The following is a 22,049-nucleotide window of genomic DNA, read 5'->3' on the forward strand; positions in this document are numbered from 1 at the left end:
TACCCATGTTAGCAAGTGATAGAGTATGTCGCAAATCAAATGGTTATGGAGGGTGTAAGAGAATGCAGCAGACGGAAGCATTGCTGGAGGCGTGGCTGAAGCAGCGGGCGATACTGGAAAAGCTGTTGCTGCCCATACCGGACCATCACGCCGGCTTCGCGCCGTGGGACGGGGCGATGACGGTAAGCGAGCTGGCTCAGCATATCGGCGCTTCCGCCGATATGTTCATCAGGCTGGCCAAGACGGGAGAGGGACAAATCGGCATGCCGCCGACCATCGAGTGCGCATCGATGAAGGAAGTGCGCCGGATCGTGCAAGAGTGGACCGCGAAGACAACAGAGATGTTCAAGACCTTAACCGCCGAAGATCTGAAGACGGTCTACCATTCCCCGTTCCCGAATCTGGATGGGCCGCGCAGCAAGCTCGTCCGGCTCGTCATCGATCACGAGATTCATCACAAAGGACAGCTCTTCGTCTACGCCCGCATGCTCGGAGTGCAAGAACTGCCATTTCCACTGTAAAAACGAAAGGAAGGATATCGGGGACAGAGGGACCAGCCGCTCTCCATTTTGCCCGATATCCTTCCTGCGTGCTTAGCCTAACGCTTCTTCCGCTTCCATCCACTCGCGGTACAGCTCATCCAGCTCCTGCCGCAGCCGGGCCTGCTCACTCAGCAGCTTGGGCCATTCCGCATTCTCTGCCGGGCTCGCGGACAGCCGGGCCATCTCCTCCTCCAGCAGGCGCAGCCGTTCCTCGGCTGCCGCAATCTCTTCCTCCCATCGCCTTGCCGGCTCGGTAGGCTTGGAGCCTGCCTTCGATTCCGCCGGCTTCAGCTCATCCTTAGGCTCATTCTTCGGCCGCGCAGGCTCTGCCGGGATCGCCGCCGCAGCGGACCGCTGCAGCAGCGCCTGCAGCTTCTCCCGGCATTCCTCGTAATTGCCGAGATGAACGGTCAGCTCTGCCTGGTCCAGCATCCACAGCTTCTCCACGACACGATTCATGAAGTAGCGGTCATGCGAGATGACGAGCAGTGTGCCGGGGAACGAATCCAAGGCTTCCTCCAACGCTTCCCGCGAGTCGATGTCCAAATGGTTCGTCGGCTCGTCGAGGAGCAGCAGGTTCGGCTTCCGGTACATCAGCAGCGCCAGGCGCAGCCGGCTCCATTCGCCGCCGGACAGCTGGGACACCCGCTTGAACACATCGGAGCCGTAGAACAGGAAGCGGGCCAGTTCGCCCCGGGCTTCCCCTTCTTCCATCGCCAAGGCGTCGCAAAAATAGCGCAGCACGGTGGAATCTTCCGCCGGCGGGGCTTCCTCCTGGGCCAGATAGCCGATGTCCACGCGGGAACCGAGCCGAATCTCGCCCTCGTCATGAGGAATCTCGCCGATAATCATCTTCATCAGCGTGCTCTTGCCCGCACCGTTGCCGCCCATCAAGGCGACGCGCTCGCCGTACAGCAGCAGCGCGCTCGTCCCGCGCAGCAGTTCCCGCTCGCCGAACGCTTTGGAGACGCGATCCAGCACAATCACCTGCTTGCCGGAGCGGTCCTCCTGCTTCAGCGTCAGGTCCATCGCGCGCCGTTCCAGAATTGGGCGCTTAATCTTGACCATCCGGTCCAGCGCCTTCTGCATCGAGGCGGCCCGGCGGTGGAAGCCGGGGTTCGGCGGATTGGCGCGGTTGCCCCATTCGATCAGCTGCTTGATCGTCTCCTGCATCTTTTTGATCTTCTTCTGCTGCTCCTGATAATCGGCAAATTGCTGGAGCAGACGCTCCTCTTTTTCCTTCTGATAGCCGGAATAATTCGTATAGTAGACGAAGGCTTCTCCGTCTTCGAGCTCAATAATCTTGCCGACGACCCGGTCGAGGAAATACCGGTCATGGGAAACGACCACGACGACGCCAGGATAGGAGCCGAGGAACGACTCCAGCCATTCGATCGCCGCCATATCCAGATGGTTCGTCGGCTCGTCAAGCAGCAGGATGTCCGGCCGCTTCAGCAGCAGGGCCGCCAGTCCGACCTTCGTCTTCTCTCCGCCCGAGAGCGAGGCGAACGGCCGCCCGAACTGCTCGGCGCCAATGCCCATGCCTGCAGCTACCCGCCGAATCGAAGCCTCCATCTCATAGCCCCCCGCTTGCTCGAACCGCTCCATGAGCTGTCCGTACTGGTTCAGCAGAAGCTGCATGGCCCGTTCATCCGCGCAGACGGAAGGATCGGACATCTTCGCTTCCAGTTCCTTCATCTCGCGTTCCCAGCACCGCACCTGTTCATAGCCTTCGGCCAGCACATCATAGACGGTCGCTCCGTCCCTGGCTGACGGAACCTGAGCGAGCAGGCCGACCGTCGCGCCTTTGCGAATGAACAGCTCTCCCTCGTCAGGAGCCGAAGCTCTGTCCAGCAGCTGCAATATCGTCGTCTTGCCCGTGCCGTTCCGTCCGATCAGGCCGACCTTCTCCGCTTCCCCAATCTCGAACGACACATCAGAGAGCACCAGCTCCGCCCCATAATATTTTTTCACATGCCACAAATTGATTACCATGGTCAACGTCCTCCTCCGGGCGCGCTTCCTCCCCGGACCGGAACAAAAAAAGACTGCAGGGAAACATCCCCGCAGCCTTAGGTCAGATCATACCCGTTCAGGTCAAGGCAGGAGAGTCTTCACGCCAATTCGTCACATTCGTATTCGCAAAAATGGACACACCTATCCCGTTGACCACTCCAGCATGGGTGATGCCAAATAATGCCATAGGCAATTGGCTAATGCGAATCGTTGCGACGCTGCGGTTCATCTCCTGCCTCACCTCCTGTTCATGCTCTGCGATGAGAGCGTAATTATTCCATATTATACCCGAAAGCTACGATGCAGTAAAGTACCGTCTGCCGGACACCCATCGCCAGGTCCGCCGGGTTCCGCCGAGCCTCATCCGCAATCATCACCGCTTCGTCCCCAGGGCGGATACGGCAATCTCCATGCCCGATTCCGGCGTAAAGCCAATCCGATACTCCCGCTCCGCATCCGCGATCGTGACCGCCGCGAAGCCGGCCGGCCCCTTCTCCTGCGGCAGCAGGCGAATCATCCCCCGGGCCAGCTCCCATTCATAGGCGGACGCTCCGATGGAAGCAGGCACCGGCAGCCGGTACGCCTGACGGTATTGGCTCACCTGGGCAGCCGGATCGGCGGCAACCACGTCCACTCCGCATAACCGCAGCGGGCTGTCCCATGTCCGGGACCGTTCATATTCAATCAGCCACGGCATATCATGGCGGATGAAGGCCGTGCCGAATGGGATGAACGAGCCGTCCTCCAACGGAGCTTGCTGCCGCCAAGGTCCTATGTAAGCGACGCCTCGCTTCTTCGCTTCCTCGACGAAGGCGGCCATGCCGCCGGTGATGTCCAGCGCTGCGCCAAAAATGCCTTCCCGGCTCTCCGCGAATTCCGCGAAGGCGCGTCCCAGCTGTGTCGTCCGCAGCTTGTCCGGATCCGCTATCGCGATCACTTCAAGGAATCCGGCGCCGAGATAGGCGACCTGCGCCCGCGCGCCGGGAAATGCCTCCACCAGGCCGGTAAACCGGGCTCCGGTCGTACTGCTTATCTGTTCGACTGCCGCGTCCACATCGCGAACAGCCACAGTTACATGATCAAGCCTCAACATAGGCGGTGTCCCCTTCCGTCCAACAGGGGTGTACGTCCAGGCGGACGCCCAATGCGCAAGCATGCCGCGGATATCCTGTTCCGCCTTCTCCAGAAGCTGCTTCTGGCGGCGGATGTCGCGAAGCTTGCTCTCATAGAAAGCAATCGCTTCCTCCGCGCATGCCGGATCCCCGTTGCCGGGAAAGCCGGCGCATAGCTGAAACAAGCGGGCCAATTCCTCCGCACGAACCCCCATCTGCAAATAGAACTGAATCTGCCGTACACGTTCAACGTCTTCCTCCGCGTACACCCGATATCCGCTATCGGTGCGCGATGGAGCAAGCAATCCCTTTTCCTCGTAATAACGCAAGGAACGGATGCTGACGCCCGTCAGACGTGACAGGTCACTGATGCGCATCGACTTAACTCCTTCCACCGGCCGGTAACCTGATCGTAAAGTATAACATCGTGTGAGAGTCAAGACGGCGCAGGCATTCCATTTGCCGCTTCAGACCGAGTGACACTTCTGCCTATCCCGAGGCCCTAATGGATAACCGCCAGACCGGAGCATCCTCCACGGGAGCATCGCCGGCGCTCGATTACTGTCCAGAAGCTACCCCTTGTCCCGGTAGGAGGAGATGAACCCATACCACCAATAGATGGAAAAAAGTCCGCTGATCAGCACATAGATTGCCCACAATGCCCCTTCCCTCAAACCTTTCCAGAAATAATGCAGCTCCGTCATGCCCTCGCTTCGGCCCATGGCATTCAGGAAGAAGATCGTAAATCCCGTCACCAAAAAGACGATATGCACCACCGATATGCCGATCCGTTTGCGGATGATCAGGCTGAAGGCACTGGCCGCCAGACTAATCCCAATCACCGAATAAAAGACTAGCCATACCCAACTTGCATTGGTCGCCCACATAGACTATTTCTCCCTATTCATAATTATGTATCTATTCCAGATTACGGCGCATACAGCAGCGCAACCCCGATAAGAGACAGCACTACGGCGAGCAAAAACACCGCATTAGCAGGCTTGCTCAGATGCGCGGTATGCTTGTCATAATAACCGCTCTTGCGAAAAGGACCGATCCACAGCTCTCCGATCAAATTCAACACGACGGTCAGCAGACTTCGGACAGACCTCATCTTCAGCCCCTCCCTCCACCAAATGGATTTTCATATTCGCATTATATTCCGACAGGGTGTGTCGGTATGCCCCGTCGAGCGCCACAGCAAGAGCGCGACCCGCTCATAGATCGCGTCCAGCTCCTCCATGCTCACCAGCTCGGCCCGATGCTCGAAGGTCACATGGAACTTAGGATTGCGGGTTGCCAACGCTTCCAAATACGCATAGGCGTCTCCGTAGCGGCCGTCGCCATCCTGCTCAGGGAGCACGGGCAAATGATTCTGGAAATTCTCCTCTTCGTAGCGCACATTGCTGTAATGAACGAGATAGACATAAGGGGCCAGTGCGTCCAGCCACGCATACGGGTCGAACCCGCGGAGCACTCGTCTCGATATATCGAGCCGCGCCGTATCGACCACGAGCGCAATCTCCGGATATTCCCGGAACATATCAATGAACACCTCGGTATACTCCCCTGCAAAATCATGCTCCAGCACGATACGCTGGTTATGCTTGCGCTGCAGCTCGCAGCACGCTTCGAATAACCGGACCGATATCTCTCTGAATTCGCGGCGGCTCAACTGGTCATGACCGTACCGTTGGTCCGGATCGGGCATTCGATGATACGGCCGCTTCCATTGCGCCGGGAACAGCGGCAAAAATGGATAGTGGAGCAAAATATAATCCGCACTATATCGGGAAGCCAGTTCAACCTCCGCCTCCATCCGCGCCATCGCTTCCGCCCGCTCAGCCGGGCAGACCGCATTCAGCTTGGGCAAATGGTAGCCAAGGGAATCGAGGATGGGCCCATGCACGCCATATTGGAGCTGATGGCGGGCACAGAAATCCTGAACCGCTTGTACTTCCTGTTCATCACGCAGCATGCAGACCTCCATGCCGTTGATCGGCCCGCGCGCCAGCTCATGCCACCGCTCGGCCGCAAATCGTCCCCATATCCCCGCCTGCAATCGTCTCATCTCATCTCTCCTTAACTATCGCCGTAACGATGCCATATACAAAATATAGGGAGAAACTTCTTTTTCAACATTATACCAGAAAAAACCTGACATGCTTCTACAAATAAAGACAGAAACGGAGTTTTTTCCTGAGATTCGCAGCTAAGGAAAAAAGCCGCCCCGATAAGTCGGGACGGCTGCTTACCGTCGTTATACTATTGGTCTTCCTCGATAAAAGCGTGAATGCGCGCACGGATGGAATCGCGCACGCTGCGGAAGGCGGCCATAATCTCTGCCTTCTCCTTGTTACAGCAAATCAAAGATTGGCCGTTCTTCCACAAACGGAGCCACCATATTGACGCAAAAGGAAGGCAGCCGCTCCCGCATCCAGGGATGAACCGCCGTGTTCATCATATGGAAGGAATAGTAGCCGAAAATATTCAGCAGCATGAAGCCTTCGAGCAGCTTCATCGAATCGCCGCGAATCGAAAGGAATTCCGCCTCATAGCCTTCCATGAAATCTGTCCGCCGCTCGGACGGAACGCTGAGCGCGCCGCCGGCCGCATCATACAAAAAATATCCGTGGCCGTACAGGCAATAGTCAATCAAGGTAAAACCCCGATCGGTCACAATGACATTGGCCCGGTTAATGTCGGCATGGATGATGCCCCATGTGCCGGGATCCGGTTCATAGCGGCGAAGCCGCTCATTAATGAGCTGGAAGGCTTCGCTCATCAGGCCGAAATCGCCCGGCGCAAATATGCCGTGATCCCGGCCGTAGGTCAGTCGTTCCAGCATGGCCTTATTCTCCCCGATACCGGCGTAAGTTGGTCTGCTGGCGGCCGGTTCCGGCGTATATCCGCTCGTAAACCGGTGCAGCATGCCGACCTGACGTCCGTAGCGGAGAGCGTCTTCTCGCGATGCGAAGTCATCCGGCTGCGAGTCCCGTCCTTCCAGCCAGTGCAGCATCGTGCAATGTACGAAGTCATCCCCGTCCCCGATCCGGGTGACAAATTCTCCTTCGCGATTGCGGACAGGCTTCTGCACATTCAAGGCGGTGTTCTCTCCCAGCGCCTGCAGCAGCTCCATCTCCCCGTTCAAACCCGCCTTGGAATGCTGCAGGCCATGAAGCTCGGCGTGAACGGGCTTATGAACCCGCAGCAGGTAAGATGAGCCGGACTCATCGGTAATCCTATAGGTCAAATTTTCATTATGTCGTATAAAGCTAATGATTGGCGATTGTATCTCGTAATGCGACAACGCCTCGGCCGCGATGGCTTGATGGCCCACTTTCTCGTCTCTCCCTTGTGCGCATGCAAGCAGTCTGAAGCATGAATTCATTGCTCGCTGCTTCTGCTTGCTCGTCAGTTCAATCTTCTCTTCCTGTCCGTTCCACCGATCGCGATCGACAGCGGCTCTTCGATTTCGCTGCCCGATAACCTGCCACTTTGGTCGGAAGATATAATTGGCGTTTTATTATTGTACTATATATTTCCTGTATTATCAGCTAGACCCGATGGATGATCGATGCCGCCACAGCGTTCTTCAACCGGGAAAATCATACTTCGCCATCATCTCGCCCCAAGGCGCGATGCCGGTCTCGACGAAGCCGGCCGAGGCATACAGCCGCCGGGCCGCTTCATTATTCGGATCATAGCCGAGCAGACAATGCTCCGTCCGGTCCGGCTGCGATCCGATCTCATCCAGCACAAGCTGCAGTGCCCGCTTGCCTAATCCTTGCCCCTGGAAGGACGCATCCACCATGAAGCGGTAGATCCAGTAGTTCCCGTCATCCGGATCGATGCCGTACATAGCGAATCCGATCATGCGCTCGTCCCAATAGATGCCCTTGCATTGGAACCCGTCCAAAAACTGCGCTTCGGCGAGCGAATACACGTTCGACGCAATGAAGTCCTCCTGCCCCGGGCCGACCTCCAACGCAATGCATTCCTTCCAGTTCTCTGCGGTAATAGACTGCAGATGAATATTCATCGAAACTCCCCTTTCGGCTATCGATTCCTTTTCTCCAATTCCGCCTCGCTCCACCGGTTGATCCGGTCCCGGCAGCTCGTATTGGTAGAAGCACAGGTTCAGCCAATTATTGAACTTATATCCCGCGTTCCGGATCGTCCCGGCATACGTAAAGCCAAGCTTCTCATGCAGGGTAATGCTGCCCCGGTTCGACTCGTCGATGCCGGCGACGAGCGTCTTGTATCCGCCGTCGGCCGCGATGCGGATAATTTCCCGCAATAGCCGGGACCCGATCCCGAAGTGACGGCATTCGTTATCCACGTATACGGAATGCTCGATCGTGTATTGATAGGCCGGCCATGCCCGGAACGGGCCGAAGGTGGCGAAGCCCATCACCCGGTTATCTGCCTCATAGACAAGCACGGGAAGGTTGTCCTGCCGCTTCTGCCGGAACCACTCCATCCGCTGCTCCAGCGAGTGCGGCTCATACGAGTAGACCGCGGTCGAATGAATAATCGCATCGTTGTAAATGTCCAAAATGGAAGGCAAGTCCTGTTCAGTCGCTTCTCGAATCCTGCTCATGCTCCGGTCTCCTCCGCGTTCGTATCGGCGGGGCCGCGCAGCGCGGCGCCCGTCTGGCTATGTCGTAATTATACCAGCTCTTCGCTTCCCGGAAAGCTGAAAATAAAAATGACAATCCCGACAGAATTCTGATATAGAAAAAAAGAGGCACGAATTACTCCCGGTCGTCCCTCTCTCAAGTCATTTTCATGATAACCTCTCTTTACAGGAGAGACACTTTGCCTAGCTACATCAAGCTTTATCGCTCGATTTCAGGCTGCGAAATATTAAAAATACATCTGCCTCATATCGTCTTCCATGATCTGCTCAAAATATTCTATTTTCTCCCGTACAAGATCATAAGGCCCCTTATCTTCACCAACACCCTCTAGTTCTTTTAGAGAAATGGGAATTATCATCTTACCGCCTGAAAGTTGATGTACAATTTCTTTCATAGCAACCGATGAAAAGCCTGCCGTGCTAAAAATCAACGCCCCATGAATGCCTTTAGCCTCCATAGTTGGAACCAAGTTCCGGATATCCGATACCTCAACCTTATTTTTTCTATTTTTGCATTCGATCAAAATCAATGCTCCCAATCTCCAAAGCAATGAATTATACGAAACATTACAACAGTAAATATCTACTTCTGCTCTGCCTCTTTTTGCTCTTACATCAGTGATTTGTATACCAGATATGGTACGAATAAAATACTGCGCCAGTTCTTCCAGCCTTTTACCCTTCTCATAAGCATGAGTCACTTCTTCCAATTGATCAAGAGCATCTTTCCAATAGTTGTAGTCCAAGGAGATAGAATTACATGTATTCTTCACGGCAAGACCGGAATTACTTTGAATAAATCGGTGAACCGTAGGTAAATAGGCATGGCGATTTCGCATCATCAGCAGAATATTTTTAGAAATACCCGTTTCCTCTTCCCCTGCTAAGTACTCTCTTATGTTACCCAATGTTTTCTTAAGCACTTCTATAAATTGATCTACTTCTATGATTTTTTGTTCGATCAGAATGTATGGACAAATATGCTCTCCTAAATATTCCAAAAATCGACTGTATAGCAATTCGAGATTAACAGTTTCCAATTCTTCCTCGTCAGTTGTAGCCAATCCGTAAAGAAAAACATAGAACCATTCACAAATTAAATCTATATGTTGATAATGTAACCCAAAGGCATAAATGGGGTTAAGCAATATTTCTTCCACTTCTGCAATGGTCCAGTGGCCAATATGCGTACTATTTAGCTTACTTAGGCCTGCTTCAAAATCATCTGCCAGCGGTAAAAATATTCCTCCTTCCAATAACACGCCCCAGTTTCCATATCTATCGGGAAAAGTAGCCAGCACCTTGCGGCCGTTCATGTTTCGCAAAATAAAAGAACGGGTTAAACACTGGTAACCTTTTAAGGCTGGTTGCTCATGTTCCAACCAAAATGAGATTGTCTGCTCAACAGTATCTACCGGATTATCACTTGGACTAGAAGTCCAATAGAAAATCAATACAACTAAGTCCTTGTCTTTAGCTGAGAATTTCATCTCCCTCGGATAATATATCTGATCATTAGTTATCAGTTCTGACAGGTAGAGCCAATATAATGACTCTAAGCAGTAGAAATCTGTCTTTTTGACCTGTTCCTTTATCCTTCTCAGAATTTTATTATTTTGTAAAAATTGTTCAAATGATTGCTTAATCTTTTTTCTCCAAACTTGCTCTATATGGCAAATTTTATCTTTATGACCAGCAATAATATACAGCCTGGGAGCTTGAATACAACCCTCAAGGTCAACTGAAGTCAAATAACTTGTTTGAGCCTCCTCTACAAAATCGCGGAAAGGATGATGATAATTATCAATCGATTGAACCATCATCTCTTCTTCCTTAAAAAAACCATCGACAATAGAAAGGAACAAACCTGAACTGTCAGGAAATCTCATATAATCCCCTCCTGTATTAATCGACCAAGGCAAATCTACGAATCTTCGGATCATGTGCATAAGAATCAAGGCGGAAACTATAATTAGCGGCCATTGTCTTTTCTATCATTTCGAATACTTGATGATATGAATTCCAATAAAAATCACATACACCTAAAGATTCAAAAATCTCTAACAATTCCTGATTGGCACTATGTTTGGTCAGGTCAAGTTCATATTCAGCGAGACCTACTGAATGACCTTGTTGTGTAATGAATTGGCCTAAACGCACTAAATCTGAATGCTTCTTCTTATTTTCTCTATCCTCAGAACAACTCATGTAAAGTTCTACTTCCAACAAGTCGTGATCAATAAACTGTAATGCAGAAATCCGTAACCCGTCGCAGCAGGAACCAAAAAAATGCGGTAGAAGTGTATCTTGGGAAATTTTAAAATCCAAAGTGAGTTCAAGAAAGCTAAGACTAGAAGAACATACTGTTTTAGGATTAGTTGTGTCGACTGCAACTAAATATTCTTTTAAAATCGGGACTAAATAGTACTGATTAAAATTCTGAAGATCTAATTCCGAACATAATATCCAAATATCGTGTTCGATATCTAAAAAAGAGTCACGAAGACTCAGAAAATCAACATATGAAACTGCTCTTTCCTTTTCACTATGACTAAGAAATTTTTTCAATGACAAATAAGACTGAAACGCCAGAGTTTGAAACTCATACCATTTGCCTCTTTGAACCAAGAAAGGACATGATAAAAGCGTTGCCAAGTCGATCTGCTCTGTTTCCAATTTGTCCTTAAAGGCTGGGTGTTTTTTGACGGTTTGTTCAGAAAAAACGCTTTCACCTCTTCTCATCATGTCGAACGCGAATTCAGAGAACATTTCAACAATAGAATCTGAATCGCTAATAGAAGACCTATCACAATAATGATGGATTAAATAAAATGCGAAATTTTCATAAAAGGAGGCACTTGTCTCCGGTAGCTTCTTTTCTTCATGAAAAAATGTAACAAAAGAGAGAGTCTGTCCAAGTTACTAAAAAACGGCCCAATATACCATGGTTCTTCGTTCTCCAATAAGAAAATCAACTCTGAAGCTTCTGTTGCAGTTTGAGCGTTCTTTTGAATAAAGTCGATGATATCTTCGTCGTCAAGCATCTGATTTGTAACTCCTAATAGAGCATCCCTTTCTTCTTTCATCAATTCTTCTATTTTTATCTCGTCCATCTCCTCAGTTCTAATTTTCTCTTTGTTCCTTTCTATTAACTCCAACCACTTTTTTTTGTTTTCGCCATCCTCATCGTTAGAATAGTCCGCAGCCCTCCATAGTTCCTTCCGGAACGTCTTGCTGTCACGAAACTTATAATTTTCCAATATCGCTGGATAAATCATATCGATTAGGTAAGCAATTCGGTCGTATTCCCCGTCCGAAGCAAAAAAATCAACGTCTTCAAGAAGCATAAATCTGATATTTCGCTTAATCGATTTATAGTTAATTTTCTTGAAATCGGCAAATTCCTGAGGGAAAATCTCTTCAAATTTATTGAGCATCAGCAGATGTTCAGCAAACCTGGAACGCTTATAATAGTCATTGATTAGTAAATTTCCATCGAGCTTAATCTTTAACGGAATCGCTGTTTTAATTAAATAGGGAAACTCGACCATGTCATCGTAGGATAATGGATACTCATCTTCGTGAAGTCCAGAACATAAATATTGAACTTTACTTTTAATAAAATCATCCATATTAGCGTTTTCATTGATTCCAAAATTAAATAAAATATCTTGTAACTTCCCCACAATACAGTCTTCCGAGTCCACATAAACGGACGGTTTATGCTCGAATACCTCCCTTACGGCGTATGAGTACTTTAAAGTCTCAAACTCAGAAATAATTTTATCGCTTAGCAGATTTTCGAGATTTTCGGGTAAACGTATCTTTTTTTTATAAAAGAAGTCCTCTTCCGAATCATCATTAATCCTGCGCACAGCATTCGTAGCTTTAAACATAAAAAGGAGCTGGTTCAAAAAAGGACAGCCTTGGATAAGCATTTTTCCGTAATGTCGTATATTGTCAGCCAAATGCCGATATAAAAAATCCTTAATGGATGGGTTCTGGAATTTAACTATAATCGTTGATGTTGTATTCTGATAATAGGTCTTAATCATCGTTTTTTCTAATTGCGCAACAATACTATCGAATTCTAGGTCTTGAATTTGTTCGTTACTTTTCCCTCCAGCCTCGATACAACAGTAGTAAGAGTCCTTTAAATCGCTTAATCTCATAGGTTGGGATGATAAAAATAAGATAAGTGATGTCAGTTGAGCCCCATAGGTCTGTTTCATAAAGATACTCTTCCAGAAAGATAGCGGCTCATTTAAATAACTTAGAAACTCTTTGTAATACTCAATTGGGGAACTATCCTCTAATAAAACTGCTCCCTGATCAAGAAAATTTTCAATAATTCTTGGATTATAATTAGAATGGTTAATGATTCGTTTATATTCATCAGCGATAACCTTGATATAATCCCATTCAAGGCGAGAGAAGTATAGATGGTTGAACAAAATTTTTGTCTTTATCAAATCAGAGTAATCTTCAAGTTGAAGAAAGCATCTGCCGATATCGAATATTCTCTTGAGTTGCTCATCTTGATATTTGGCCAGGCCTTGCTGTAATACATACTCACGAGAGGTTAAAATCAAAATTTTATTTTGCGAATTGGAAATTCGCTGAATGAACTTCAATAAATGCTTTTCTTCGTTATGTGGGAGTTTTTCGTCTTTAAACATGCTCCCCCAAAAATCATCAAAAAAGAAAACTTGTCTCTCCTTCTCTTTATACATACTAAGAGCTGATCCTACCGTGTCCGCATAAATGAAATCCCTATAGCCCATATGCTGAAAAAAATAAGCAGCTAAGCAACGGCCTAAAGTCGTCTTTCCAATACCAGGCTCTCCCGAGATCAACACGTACCTGAATTTCTCCAGAATATCAATAGCTCGTCCAAAGCTAGGGTTTTGAACGAAAACTTTTACTGTTTTCTTTATTTCCTCTAGCTCCCCCCTTGATTGTGCGCAAATACCTCGGTGAACAATTTCCTCAATAAGTGATGTTAAAACGCCGGTACTGCTGAGCCATAGTTTATAATGGGTGCGTTCAACGTGTTGATACTCCTCATTTCCGAGTAGTTTGTTCAAATCATCCCTATCAATAATGTCATCTCGAGTCATAATCAATCCATCAAATAAATTTAATATTTCTTCTCGATCCTTAATTTGAAGCTTAACAGAGGTGACAAGAATGTAACGGGTTGGCTCTAATACCTTCGCTTTCTGCTTTTCTTTTTTCAAAACATTGAGCAACTGGCTGTAATTGTTCTGATAGCACTTGACCTGAACAATAATTTTTGTCGTACCTTCCCAATAGCGGAGATCAACTCCCCCATTTTCCCTCGACCGGAAATTTCAAAAGGGACTTTTTCCTTGATCTCCAAAATGTCCCGCGCCAACTCCTCAAACTCTCGTGGAGATAGACAATTATGAAAATCATAATTTGGCGGCATATATTTCACCTACCCGAAAATTATTATTCATGGTAACAAAAGGGGTTAAATGAAAGGTCTGATAAGCTGTAAGGCCCACACAAGTAACAATGGAATTGAAAGATGCAGATCCAGCATATCAATGAAATGTTGAACTTACTAGAATCGTAATGTGCTGTGAAAAAGAAAACATCTGGAGTATTCCAAATCAGAATTGGTCAGCATAGCCGACTGCAATTAGTAGCTTATCGAGGCTGATTTTCAAGCTCTTTTATTAAACACAAGCGACGCCCTCCGGTTGGGAGACGCTTGTGTTGTGCTCAGCCCCTGGTGGGATGCATAAACCTAACGCAGTCAGCATGGCGCATCATCTTACTTCAGTTTAATGACAAGTACGCGATATCTGTCCTTCTACAGTGGAAAACTCAAAGAAATCTGTAAAATAGTGGACGATATTTTGGGAAAGAGATAGTTTTTCTCCGACAGAAAAAACACTATATATATTGCATAACCAAACCAAAACACCGCTATATATTGATTCTACCTTACATTTAAGCTGATCCGCTTTTTGTCCACTTATAGGTGGACAGTTTCACGCTTTTTCCACGAAAAAAGGACATGGCGATGATGAGGGCAGCTACCCCGGACACCCGCCGGAGCGGATTGCCTCCTCCTGCCGTTTACGTTTACGGAAGTGCAGGCTGTCCGCCATCTGATACGTCAGTCGCATCTGTTGCACTTTTCACACCCGCCGTGCCTTCCCCATCCGCTGCACCTCTCACGCTAGCCCGCTTCAGGAAGCGGCGTCCCTTCCAGCGGAGGAGCACGAGGAAGCCGCGTATATATTCATCCGCGATCATGCAGGCATAGATGCCGACGAGCCCCCAGCCCCAATGAATCCCCGTCAGGTAGGACAAGCCCGTGGCGACCAGCCACATCGAGAATATGGCCGTCAGCATCACGAAGCGGGTGTCGCCTACCGCATTGAGGGCGTTGCCCATCGCCATGTTCAGCATTTTGCCGGGCTGCAGCAGCAGATTGAGCCCGAGCAGCGAGACGCCGAGCGCCACGATCTCCGGATCGGCCGTGAACAGCCCCAGCAGCGCCCGGCCCGCGAACAGCAGCACGAGCGCATTGACCGTGACGAGCGGCAGTCCGTACAGCAGCGCGCGATAGGCCCCTTTGTAGGCCTCCTCCGACCGGCCCGCCCCGAACAGATGGGCGACCTGAATCTGCAGCGCCATCGCGATCGATGATCCGAGCAGGAAGCAGAATGATTCCAGTGTATTCATGTACGTCCGCGCCGCCAGCTCCTGCGGCCCCAGCATGGCGATGAAGGCGAAGATGACAAGCTGGGAGAAGACCCAGCAGGACATGTTGACGCCGAGCGGCCAGCCGATATGCAGGATCTCCTTGAAGCGGGCTCCGTCGAAGCCGAGCATCTCCCGCAGGCGGATGCGATGTCCGAACGACTGGACGAACACATAAGCGAGCACGGCCGTCGCCAGCAGCCGGCTGATGACCGTCGACAGGGCGACCCCGGTCAGTCCCCACTGCGGGAAGCCGAAGGCGCCGAAGATGAAGCCGTAGTTCATGGCGACATGGATGACGTTCATCCCGATCGCGATGATCATCGGCCCCTTCGTATTGCCGGTGTTCCGGATCACCGTGCTGAGGGTCGATGTGAGCGCCGTCAGCACCATGCCGCCGCCGACAATCGAAATATAAGTGTCCGCCAACGGCAGCAGACTGTCCGGCAGCTGCAGCACCGCCGCGATCGCGCGCGGCTTCGCGTAGAGCACGAAGCTCAGCGCCAGCCCGATCACCGCGCTCGCGCTCACCGCCATAATGGCCACGGAACGCGCCTCCTCCTCCCTCCGCGAACCGAGCTTCTGCGCGATCAAGATGCCGGCCCCGCTCGCCACCGTCATGAAGAGGGTCGTCAGCGCCTGGAACAGCTGATTGGAGAAGCCGACAACCGCGACCGCATCATCCGAGATGCGGCTCACCATCAGCGTATCCGCCGCCCCCAGAAGAAACTGCAGGAACAACTCTATAAAAATCGGCCATGCCAGCACACCCAGTGCATACCGATTCCGTTCTCTTTTCACAAATGAAACCTCCGTTATCCTCTTGATGTTGGCTGTATATCCTTGTGCAATGACGGATAGAACGTAATCATTATAGATGGTATACTCATCTTGATGTGTCACAATATCAACTTGAACTATCAAGATGCCAACCTGTTCAATTCGGAAAAAGGAGGCTCTTCCAATGAAAGCGCTGCAGTTCACATTACCGCCATTGCCCTATTACATTTACAGCGGTTCCGGCATCATGGAAGCCGGTCAGAAGCATGCCAGCCGCCGGAATATCGAAGTGTTCGACATGCTGTTCGTGACCGGAGGCTGTCTCTATATGTACGAGGAGGAGCGGGAATATGCGGTCCGTCCGGATCACGTCCTGATTCTGCGGCCGGATCAGACGCACGGGGCGACGAAAGAATGCAGGGAGGCGACAACGTACTTCTGGCTGCATTTCCAGACGGAAGGAGCGTGGGAGGCTCTCGAGGACATGCCGCATTCCCCCGCCTTCGACGGCGGCGAGGCGGCTGTGGCCTCCCCGTCGTCTTTGGCCCCGCGGCCGTTCCTCGTGACCTTGCCGCAGTTCGGCAAGCCGCTGCAGCCGGATCGTCTGCGGGAAGTGCTGCTCCAGCTGCAGGAGCTCCAGGAAGGGATACCCGAGCCAAATACCCCCTGGAAGGAGCAAATGCTGTTCCAGCACCTGTTCCATCTCCTGTCGGCATCGGCGGACCAGACGGATCTGTCCCCCGCCGCTGCATGCGCGGAGCGGGCAGCCGCTTACTTGCGGCGCCATTACCGCGAGGATATCAAGGCTCAATCGCTTGGCGACAGCCTGAACTTCCATCCGGTCTATATCGCCCGCTGCATGCAGAAGCAATTCGGCTGCTCCCCGATCGAATATTTGACGCGCTACCGCATCGAGCAGGCGAAGCTGCTGCTGCACCAGACGGATCTGCCAATCTCGCGCATCGCCGAGGAGGTCGGCTTCCGCCAAGCGGCCTACTTCGCCGCCTGCTTCTCCCGGTATGAAGGCATGTCGCCGCGCCGGTACCGGCAGCAGTTTTTCTGCCATTAAGGAGCTGGCTCCGCCATGGGGCTGAGCCCTCCTGCGCCGGTTCATCCGGGCAGGACGAGCTCGGTCCCCCGCTCCGCGATCTCCCCTGCGCGGATCATGTCCTCTACCTGTTCCTGTATGGCGCGTTTCAGCTCGTCAGTCGTCCGCGACCAGCCTAGCAGCTGCAGCGCCGCGGCAGGAACGAGCTCCTTGTCCAGCCCGTAGGCTTGGCGGATCGCCAGCCGAATCGCTTCCTGCCGCTCCTCCGGCGCGATCGCCTCCAGCCGCCTCATCCCGGGCTGCTGCGCGCGGCTGCGAACCGGAGGCGCCGTCATCGCCGCCGACCACAGGAAGACGCCCCGGCGCCGGATATGCCCTTGCCGCTCCAGCTCCTCCAGCGCCTGCGCGAACGATTCCTGCATCCGGCTGCCCATCCGCTTCATGCCGGCCGCCTCGTAGACCCGCTTCACCGCTTCCTCCTCCGGAATCGGACTCTCCGCCTCAATGACGCGAAGCAGCCAGTCCGCGACGGTCTCGACAGGCAGCGCATGGAACGGCTTGCCGCCCCGATCCGCATGAAGCACGGTTACCGTGTAAGGCACAGCCCTCTGCTCGCGCATGTCGCCGGAGCCATCCGGTTCCGAGTCGGGCTCGAGCAGCTTCATGCCCGCGGGAGGCGGCGGCACCCAGGCCGGTGCCGGTAGGCCCGATGCAGGCAGGTCCGGTGCAAGCAGGACCGTTGCCGCCGTGTCGGCCGTTGGCCGGGCAGCGGAGGGCGAGCCTCCGGCAGCCGGATTCGGGTCCTCCGCGCTGCCGCTATCCGCCGCCGCAGCGAACCCGGAGGCCGGCTCTCCCGTCCCCCGGCCCGTTCCGGATTCGTCTCCCGGCGCATGGCGGGAATCGTTCACGGCCTGCTGGACCGCGTCCAGCAGCCGCTTCCACTCCCGCTCCGGATGACGGAACCATTCCATGCTCCAGACGCGGTGAATTCGCCAGCCCAACCCTTCGAGGACCTGACGCCGCAAGCGGTCCCGATCCCGGGCAGAGCGCGCCCGGGCGTAGGAAGGCCCGTCGAACTCAATTCCGAGCACATATCGTGAGCCCGCTTCCGCATCCGGCGCCCGCACTGCCAGATCGATGCGCGATCCGGCAGTGCCGACCTGCCGATCGACGGCATAGCCGGCGGCGAGAAGCCGGTCGCGCACCAGTTCCTCCAGCAGCGCAGCGCCCGGTGCCGGTCCGGCATCCGCGGCGGGCCGGCCGTCGAAGCCGCCGGTCTCCGCATAATGGAGGAATGTGCGGAGCGCCTGGACCCCGCGGGCTTGGGTGCGGCTCAGATCGATATCTTCCGCCCTCAGGTTCGTGAACACCTCGCAGCGGAGGCGGGCCCGGCTGATCAGCACGTTCAGCCTGCGCTCCCCGCCTTCGCGGTTCAGCGGCCCGAAGTCCATCGCCAGCGATCCGTCGGCCTGCCGGCCGTATCCGATGCTGATGAAAATGACATCGCGCTCGTCCCCCTGCACATTTTCCAGGTTCTTGACGAAGAACGGCTCATGCGGGTGGGCGGCGAAGAACGGTTCGCCGTCCGGATGCGCCTGCCGCCGGCGCTCGACCTCATCCGCGATCGCCCGCATCTGGGCCATGCTGAAGGCGGCCACCCCTAGCGTCAAGTGGGGATGACGCCGCGCATGCTCCAGCACGGCAGCCGCCACGGCGGCGGCTTCCTTCCGGTTCGTCCGGCTGCGCCCGCGATCGTAGACGGACTCCGGCACATGCCGCCAGATCAGCCCGGAACCGCGCTTGTCCGCATCCGGGCTCGGGAAGACGACGAGCCGATCGCCGTAAAATTCGCGGTTCGACACCGCGATCAGCGATTCGTGCCGGCTGCGGTAATGCCAGCGCAGCATCCGCTGCGGCGCCTGCTGGCCGACGAACAGACTTAGCACGCTCTCCGCTTCCGCGACGAATCCGTCGTCCTCGTCCGCCTCGGGCTCCTCCATCGTGTCGAAGAAGCGGGTCGGCGGGAGCTGCTTGCTGTCTCCGACCACGACGGCCTGCTTCGCCCGGATGATGGCGCCCAGCGCATCGACCGGCTTGACCTGGCTGGCCTCGTCGAAGATCACAAGGTCGAATTCGATGGCGCCGGGCTCCAGGTAGGCCGCGACGGAGAGCGGGCCCATCATGAAGACGGGCTTCATCGCCTGGATCGCCCGCCCGGCCCGGGCGAACAGCTGGCGAACCGGCAGGTGGCGCGTCTTCTTCTCGAACTCCCGCAGCAGGACCCCCAGCTGTCCGCCGGCTTCATGGTGCGGCAAGCTCCGCCAGTGCAGATCGGCGAGGCGATAGCGGTTCACAAGCGTTACGTAGCGGTCCCATTGCCCGAACTTGCGAACCGCATCCTCGTGGAGCGCGCCGTCGAATTGGGCGAGGGCCGGCCGCTCCCGGAAGGCCCGGGACAGGATCGCCTCGTACCGGTTCCAGCGGTAACAGTCGGCCAACCGCTCGGGCGCTTCCGTCCACGCCGAAGCCAATTCGACGAATTCAGCGAGGCCAATGTCCCGGCAAGCCGATGCCAGGCGAGTGTACGACGCCATATCCTGCGCCTCCGCTTCGCGGCCGGTCCAGCTCGCGAACAGCGCCATCAGGGCAGCGAACGGCTGGGCGGACAAGCTCCCTTCCGCTCCGAAGCGCAGCGAGGCATCGAAGCCGAGGCACACGGACAGACGCTCGATGGCCTCGTCCGCTTCCGCCGTGGAGGCCTCTGTCTCGCGAGCGGCCTGCTCCAACCGGGCGGCGCCCGCCTCCTCCATGCCCCCAGGCAGCAGATCGAGCGCCGCTTCCGGCAGGAGGCCCTTGGCTCGATCCTCATGGAAGGCGATGATCCACGGAATCGCCTGCCCTAGTCTGTCCCAATCGGAATCGGTTCCGTGCCACCAGGACGGGAACAAGGCTTGCGCCAGCTCGGCCTGGCCGTCAATGACGGCCTTCAACCGCTTCGCCTGCAAGATCGCGTCGAGCACGGCAAGCGGCGGGACGACATCCTCCTTCGGAGAGCGGCACATCCCGAGCGTGCGCCGCCGCGCCCGGCGGTAAGCGCTGGACAAGAAGCGCCACCACTTGTCCCCGTACGCCGCGACAGCTTCCCGATCGGCCAGGACGTCCCGGCTCCACGCTTCGGGAAGCACGACGGCATCGAATTCCGCGCGCAGCCGGACATAGGCCAGTCCGCTCTCTGCGAGCCGCAGCAGACTCTCCTTCTTCTGCAGCCAGCGGTGCGACCGCACCTCGATCCCTTCCAGCGGTGGCGCTTCCGCGATGCGGCGGCACGCCTCCCCGAAGGCGCGTGCGCCCGGGAGGCCGTCCGGCTCCGGATAGCCTGCCGCGGCGGCATGCAGGCGTACGGTGTCGGCCGCCGCTTGGACGGCCTGCGCGGCCTGGCGGAGCTCCCGGGCCAGGCTGTCGGCGTCCGCCGGCAGGAAGGCGGCCGTGCGGCAGCCCCAGAACGGGTGCGCCGACGGCAACCCGCGCCGGACAAGCCATGCCTGGAGCTCGTCCAGCGCGGCCTCGCGGCGGACGGATTCCGCATCCGTCCAGTCGGCAATGCCTGCGGGGCGAACCTCCGGGAATTCGCCCGGACGGCTCCCGCTCCGGAAGCGGAGCAGTTCGCCCGCTGCGGCGTACGGGGTGACGCCCGAGGCGCCGACCGGCGTGTTGACGGCGCGGCAGTATGCGTTCAGCCGGTCGCGGAGCTCCGAGACGAGGCGGATGCCGCCCTCGTCGGGGGCGCCCGGTCTGCCGGCTTCCCAGGTGCGGGCCAGCTCGTCCAGCAGCGACCTCTTGCTCGTCTTGTGACTGTGCAGCTCCAGACACGCGGCTCCAAGGCCGGCCGCGTCGAGCCGCCGCTTCACGACGTCAAGCGCCGCGAGCTTCTCGGCAACGAACAGCACCTTGTGGCCCGCCCCGACGGACTCCGCGATAAGATTCGCAATCGTCTGCGATTTCCCGGTTCCCGGAGGGCCCTGGATGACGAGATGGCCCCCCTGTATCGCATCATGGATGGCGCTCCATTGGGAGCTATCCGCATCCATAATCAAGTAATTATCGACCGGATGGAAGGAAGCGTCGATATCACCCTCCTCCTCCAGCCCGGACGGAGGCTCGCGGAATCCTTCCCCCAACAGCGCGTTCAATACGGGGTGGCGGGACGGATCCGCATGCTCCGGCCAGCGGGACAGGTCGAGATCGTGATACATCAGGAATTTGCCGAAGGAGAACAGGCCAATGACGACGGCATTCCGGTCGACGGTCCAGCCCTCCTGATCGGCGATCGCCGCTTCCACCGCCGCATAATAAGCGTCCACATCCGGGCAGTCCTCATCCTCCGGCTGCAGCAGCGCCAGTCCGTAATCATTCTTGAGCTTCGCGGCAAGCGACAGATTGAAGCCTAGTTCCGCATCCGTATAGGTCATGGCGAACGGTTCGCCGGCATGAAGCCGCTCCAACTGCACGGGAACAAGAAGGAGCGGCGCCTTGCGCATCTCCTTGCGGTTCCCGGCTTCATACCAGTGAAGCATTCCCAGCGCCGCATACAGCACATTGACGCCCTGCTCCTCGACGTAGGTGCGTGCGGCATAAAACGTATTCAGCAAGCGGCTGTGCAGCTCCGCTTCCGGATAGAGGGTGCGCAGCTTGCCGGTAACGGCCACGGTCGGGAGGCTCACTGAGGCAGGCGCATCCGCTGCCGATCCGCAATCGGCGCCGGATGGCCCCGCCTCGCGGAGAGCCGCCCCCTCCCCCGCAACCGGGCGGCCCGTCTCCGGGCGGGCCGCCGCGAATCGCACCCGCTTCTTCTCCTGGACGAGAACCCGCAATACTTCCGCCGGGTTCTCTCCGCTTATCTCCAATCCGCGCGCCTTCCACAGCCGGTAGTTCAACAGCGGATTGCGCATTCCCAGATCAAGTAGCTCCTGACGGGCATGTTCCAGCTTCGTCTGCATCGGTGTTGTCATGTCGCAATACAGCCTCCGTACCTGAGTATGACTTCGCGGCGAAGTCCGTATCCGCCGCACTGATCGGTATTTCGACGAAGCGGCCGCCATTCCCTCTTGCCATGGCGAAATCCGCCGCCGCGCCGCGTCAGGCAACCCGCAGGCTGTCCGGCTCCGCTT

At 54.7% G+C, this 22,049-nt stretch carries 15 protein-coding genes and 1 pseudogene; 2 read left to right on the forward strand and 14 right to left on the reverse strand.

Annotation, left to right across the window (positions count from 1 at the left end):
* Positions 1 to 62 precede the first annotated feature (62 nt).
* Positions 63 to 521 carry a DinB family protein gene (locus NNL35_RS22795; protein WP_006674918.1) on the forward strand — a complete coding sequence of 153 codons (459 nt, stop codon included), beginning with the start codon at positions 63 to 65 and terminating at the stop codon, positions 519 to 521.
* 72 nt (positions 522 to 593) lie between these two features.
* Here the strand turns inward: NNL35_RS22795 and abc-f are convergent, their stop codons facing one another.
* From abc-f to NNL35_RS22860, 13 genes and pseudogenes are all read right to left on the reverse strand, one after another.
* The gene (gene abc-f, locus NNL35_RS22800) at positions 594 to 2,537 is read right to left on the reverse strand and encodes a ribosomal protection-like ABC-F family protein (protein WP_006674919.1); all 1,944 of its coding nucleotides are present in this window, start codon (positions 2,535 to 2,537) and stop codon (positions 594 to 596) included.
* A gap of 97 nt (positions 2,538 to 2,634) precedes the next feature.
* Entirely contained in the window at positions 2,635 to 2,787 is a 153-nt protein-coding gene (locus NNL35_RS22805; RefSeq protein WP_165979814.1) for an RAxF-45 family protein, read from the reverse strand.
* A 144-nt stretch (positions 2,788 to 2,931) separates the two neighbouring features.
* Positions 2,932 to 4,047, reverse strand: a complete 1,116-nt coding sequence (locus NNL35_RS22810; protein WP_006674920.1) for a MerR family transcriptional regulator — start codon at positions 4,045 to 4,047, stop codon at positions 2,932 to 2,934.
* A gap of 195 nt (positions 4,048 to 4,242) precedes the next feature.
* Positions 4,243 to 4,557 carry a hypothetical protein gene (locus NNL35_RS22815; protein WP_006674921.1) on the reverse strand — a complete coding sequence of 105 codons (315 nt, stop codon included), beginning with the start codon at positions 4,555 to 4,557 and terminating at the stop codon, positions 4,243 to 4,245.
* 41 nt (positions 4,558 to 4,598) lie between these two features.
* On the reverse strand, positions 4,599 to 4,784 hold the full coding sequence (locus NNL35_RS22820; RefSeq protein ID WP_006674922.1) for a hypothetical protein: 186 nt from the start codon (positions 4,782 to 4,784) through the stop codon (positions 4,599 to 4,601).
* A gap of 30 nt (positions 4,785 to 4,814) precedes the next feature.
* Positions 4,815 to 5,741, reverse strand: a complete 927-nt coding sequence (locus NNL35_RS22825) for a sugar phosphate isomerase/epimerase family protein (protein ID WP_006674923.1) — start codon at positions 5,739 to 5,741, stop codon at positions 4,815 to 4,817.
* 285 nt (positions 5,742 to 6,026) lie between these two features.
* A complete protein-coding gene (locus NNL35_RS22830) occupies positions 6,027 to 7,010 on the reverse strand; it encodes a phosphotransferase enzyme family protein (RefSeq protein WP_006674924.1) in 984 nt (327 codons plus the stop codon).
* Between the two features lie 255 nt (positions 7,011 to 7,265).
* On the reverse strand, positions 7,266 to 7,712 hold the full coding sequence (locus NNL35_RS30450; protein ID WP_167539889.1) for a GNAT family N-acetyltransferase: 447 nt from the start codon (positions 7,710 to 7,712) through the stop codon (positions 7,266 to 7,268).
* Between the two features lie 48 nt (positions 7,713 to 7,760).
* A pseudogene (locus NNL35_RS22840) lies at positions 7,761 to 8,273 on the reverse strand (N-acetyltransferase family protein); the annotation flags it as partial.
* Positions 8,274 to 8,539: 266 nt separating this feature from the next.
* Entirely contained in the window at positions 8,540 to 10,201 is a 1,662-nt protein-coding gene (locus tag NNL35_RS22845) for a restriction endonuclease (RefSeq protein WP_006674926.1), read from the reverse strand.
* Between the two features lie 16 nt (positions 10,202 to 10,217).
* A complete protein-coding gene (locus NNL35_RS22850; RefSeq protein ID WP_254553752.1) occupies positions 10,218 to 11,054 on the reverse strand; it encodes a hypothetical protein in 837 nt (278 codons plus the stop codon).
* 80 nt (positions 11,055 to 11,134) lie between these two features.
* A complete protein-coding gene (locus NNL35_RS22855; protein WP_254553753.1) occupies positions 11,135 to 13,552 on the reverse strand; it encodes an ATP-binding protein in 2,418 nt (805 codons plus the stop codon).
* A gap of 877 nt (positions 13,553 to 14,429) precedes the next feature.
* Complete coding sequence (locus NNL35_RS22860; protein ID WP_006674928.1) at positions 14,430 to 15,854, reverse strand: MATE family efflux transporter; 1,425 nt, start codon at positions 15,852 to 15,854, stop codon at positions 14,430 to 14,432.
* A gap of 163 nt (positions 15,855 to 16,017) precedes the next feature.
* Here NNL35_RS22860 and NNL35_RS22865 point away from each other — a divergent pair, with 163 nt between their 5' ends.
* Positions 16,018 to 16,902 (forward strand): helix-turn-helix transcriptional regulator, encoded by an 885-nt coding sequence (locus NNL35_RS22865; protein WP_006674929.1) that lies wholly within the window; start codon positions 16,018 to 16,020, stop codon positions 16,900 to 16,902.
* Positions 16,903 to 16,943: 41 nt separating this feature from the next.
* On the opposite strand, the gene NNL35_RS22870 is transcribed toward NNL35_RS22865, so the two are convergent.
* Positions 16,944 to 21,890, reverse strand: a complete 4,947-nt coding sequence (locus NNL35_RS22870) for a DUF3320 domain-containing protein (RefSeq protein WP_006674930.1) — start codon at positions 21,888 to 21,890, stop codon at positions 16,944 to 16,946.
* Between the last annotated feature and the right edge of the window lie 159 nt (positions 21,891 to 22,049).

It is taken from the genome of Paenibacillus dendritiformis (genome assembly GCF_945605565.1).
Lineage (GTDB): Bacteria > Bacillota > Bacilli > Paenibacillales > Paenibacillaceae > Paenibacillus_B > Paenibacillus_B dendritiformis_A.

What these genes read in the sequence shown, in the direction of transcription:
- abc-f (WP_006674919.1), bottom strand. Translation starts at nt 2,537, where the DNA reads ATGGTAATCAATTTGTGGCATGTGAAAAAATATTATGGGGCGGAGCTG.
- NNL35_RS22805 (WP_165979814.1), bottom strand. Translation starts at nt 2,787, where the DNA reads ATGAACCGCAGCGTCGCAACGATTCGCATTAGCCAATTGCCTATGGCA.
- NNL35_RS30450 (WP_167539889.1), bottom strand. Translation starts at nt 7,712, where the DNA reads ATGAATATTCATCTGCAGTCTATTACCGCAGAGAACTGGAAGGAATGC.
- NNL35_RS22850 (WP_254553752.1), bottom strand. Translation starts at nt 11,054, where the DNA reads ATGAGAAGAGGTGAAAGCGTTTTTTCTGAACAAACCGTCAAAAAACAC.
- NNL35_RS22815 (WP_006674921.1), bottom strand. Translation starts at nt 4,557, where the DNA reads ATGTGGGCGACCAATGCAAGTTGGGTATGGCTAGTCTTTTATTCGGTG.
- NNL35_RS22810 (WP_006674920.1), bottom strand. Translation starts at nt 4,047, where the DNA reads ATGCGCATCAGTGACCTGTCACGTCTGACGGGCGTCAGCATCCGTTCC.
- NNL35_RS22870 (WP_006674930.1), bottom strand. Translation starts at nt 21,890, where the DNA reads ATGACAACACCGATGCAGACGAAGCTGGAACATGCCCGTCAGGAGCTA.
- NNL35_RS22825 (WP_006674923.1), bottom strand. Translation starts at nt 5,741, where the DNA reads ATGAGACGATTGCAGGCGGGGATATGGGGACGATTTGCGGCCGAGCGG.
- NNL35_RS22845 (WP_006674926.1), bottom strand. Translation starts at nt 10,201, where the DNA reads ATGAGATTTCCTGACAGTTCAGGTTTGTTCCTTTCTATTGTCGATGGT.
- NNL35_RS22820 (WP_006674922.1), bottom strand. Translation starts at nt 4,784, where the DNA reads ATGAGGTCTGTCCGAAGTCTGCTGACCGTCGTGTTGAATTTGATCGGA.
- NNL35_RS22865 (WP_006674929.1), top strand. Translation starts at nt 16,018, where the DNA reads ATGAAAGCGCTGCAGTTCACATTACCGCCATTGCCCTATTACATTTAC.
- NNL35_RS22795 (WP_006674918.1), top strand. Translation starts at nt 63, where the DNA reads ATGCAGCAGACGGAAGCATTGCTGGAGGCGTGGCTGAAGCAGCGGGCG.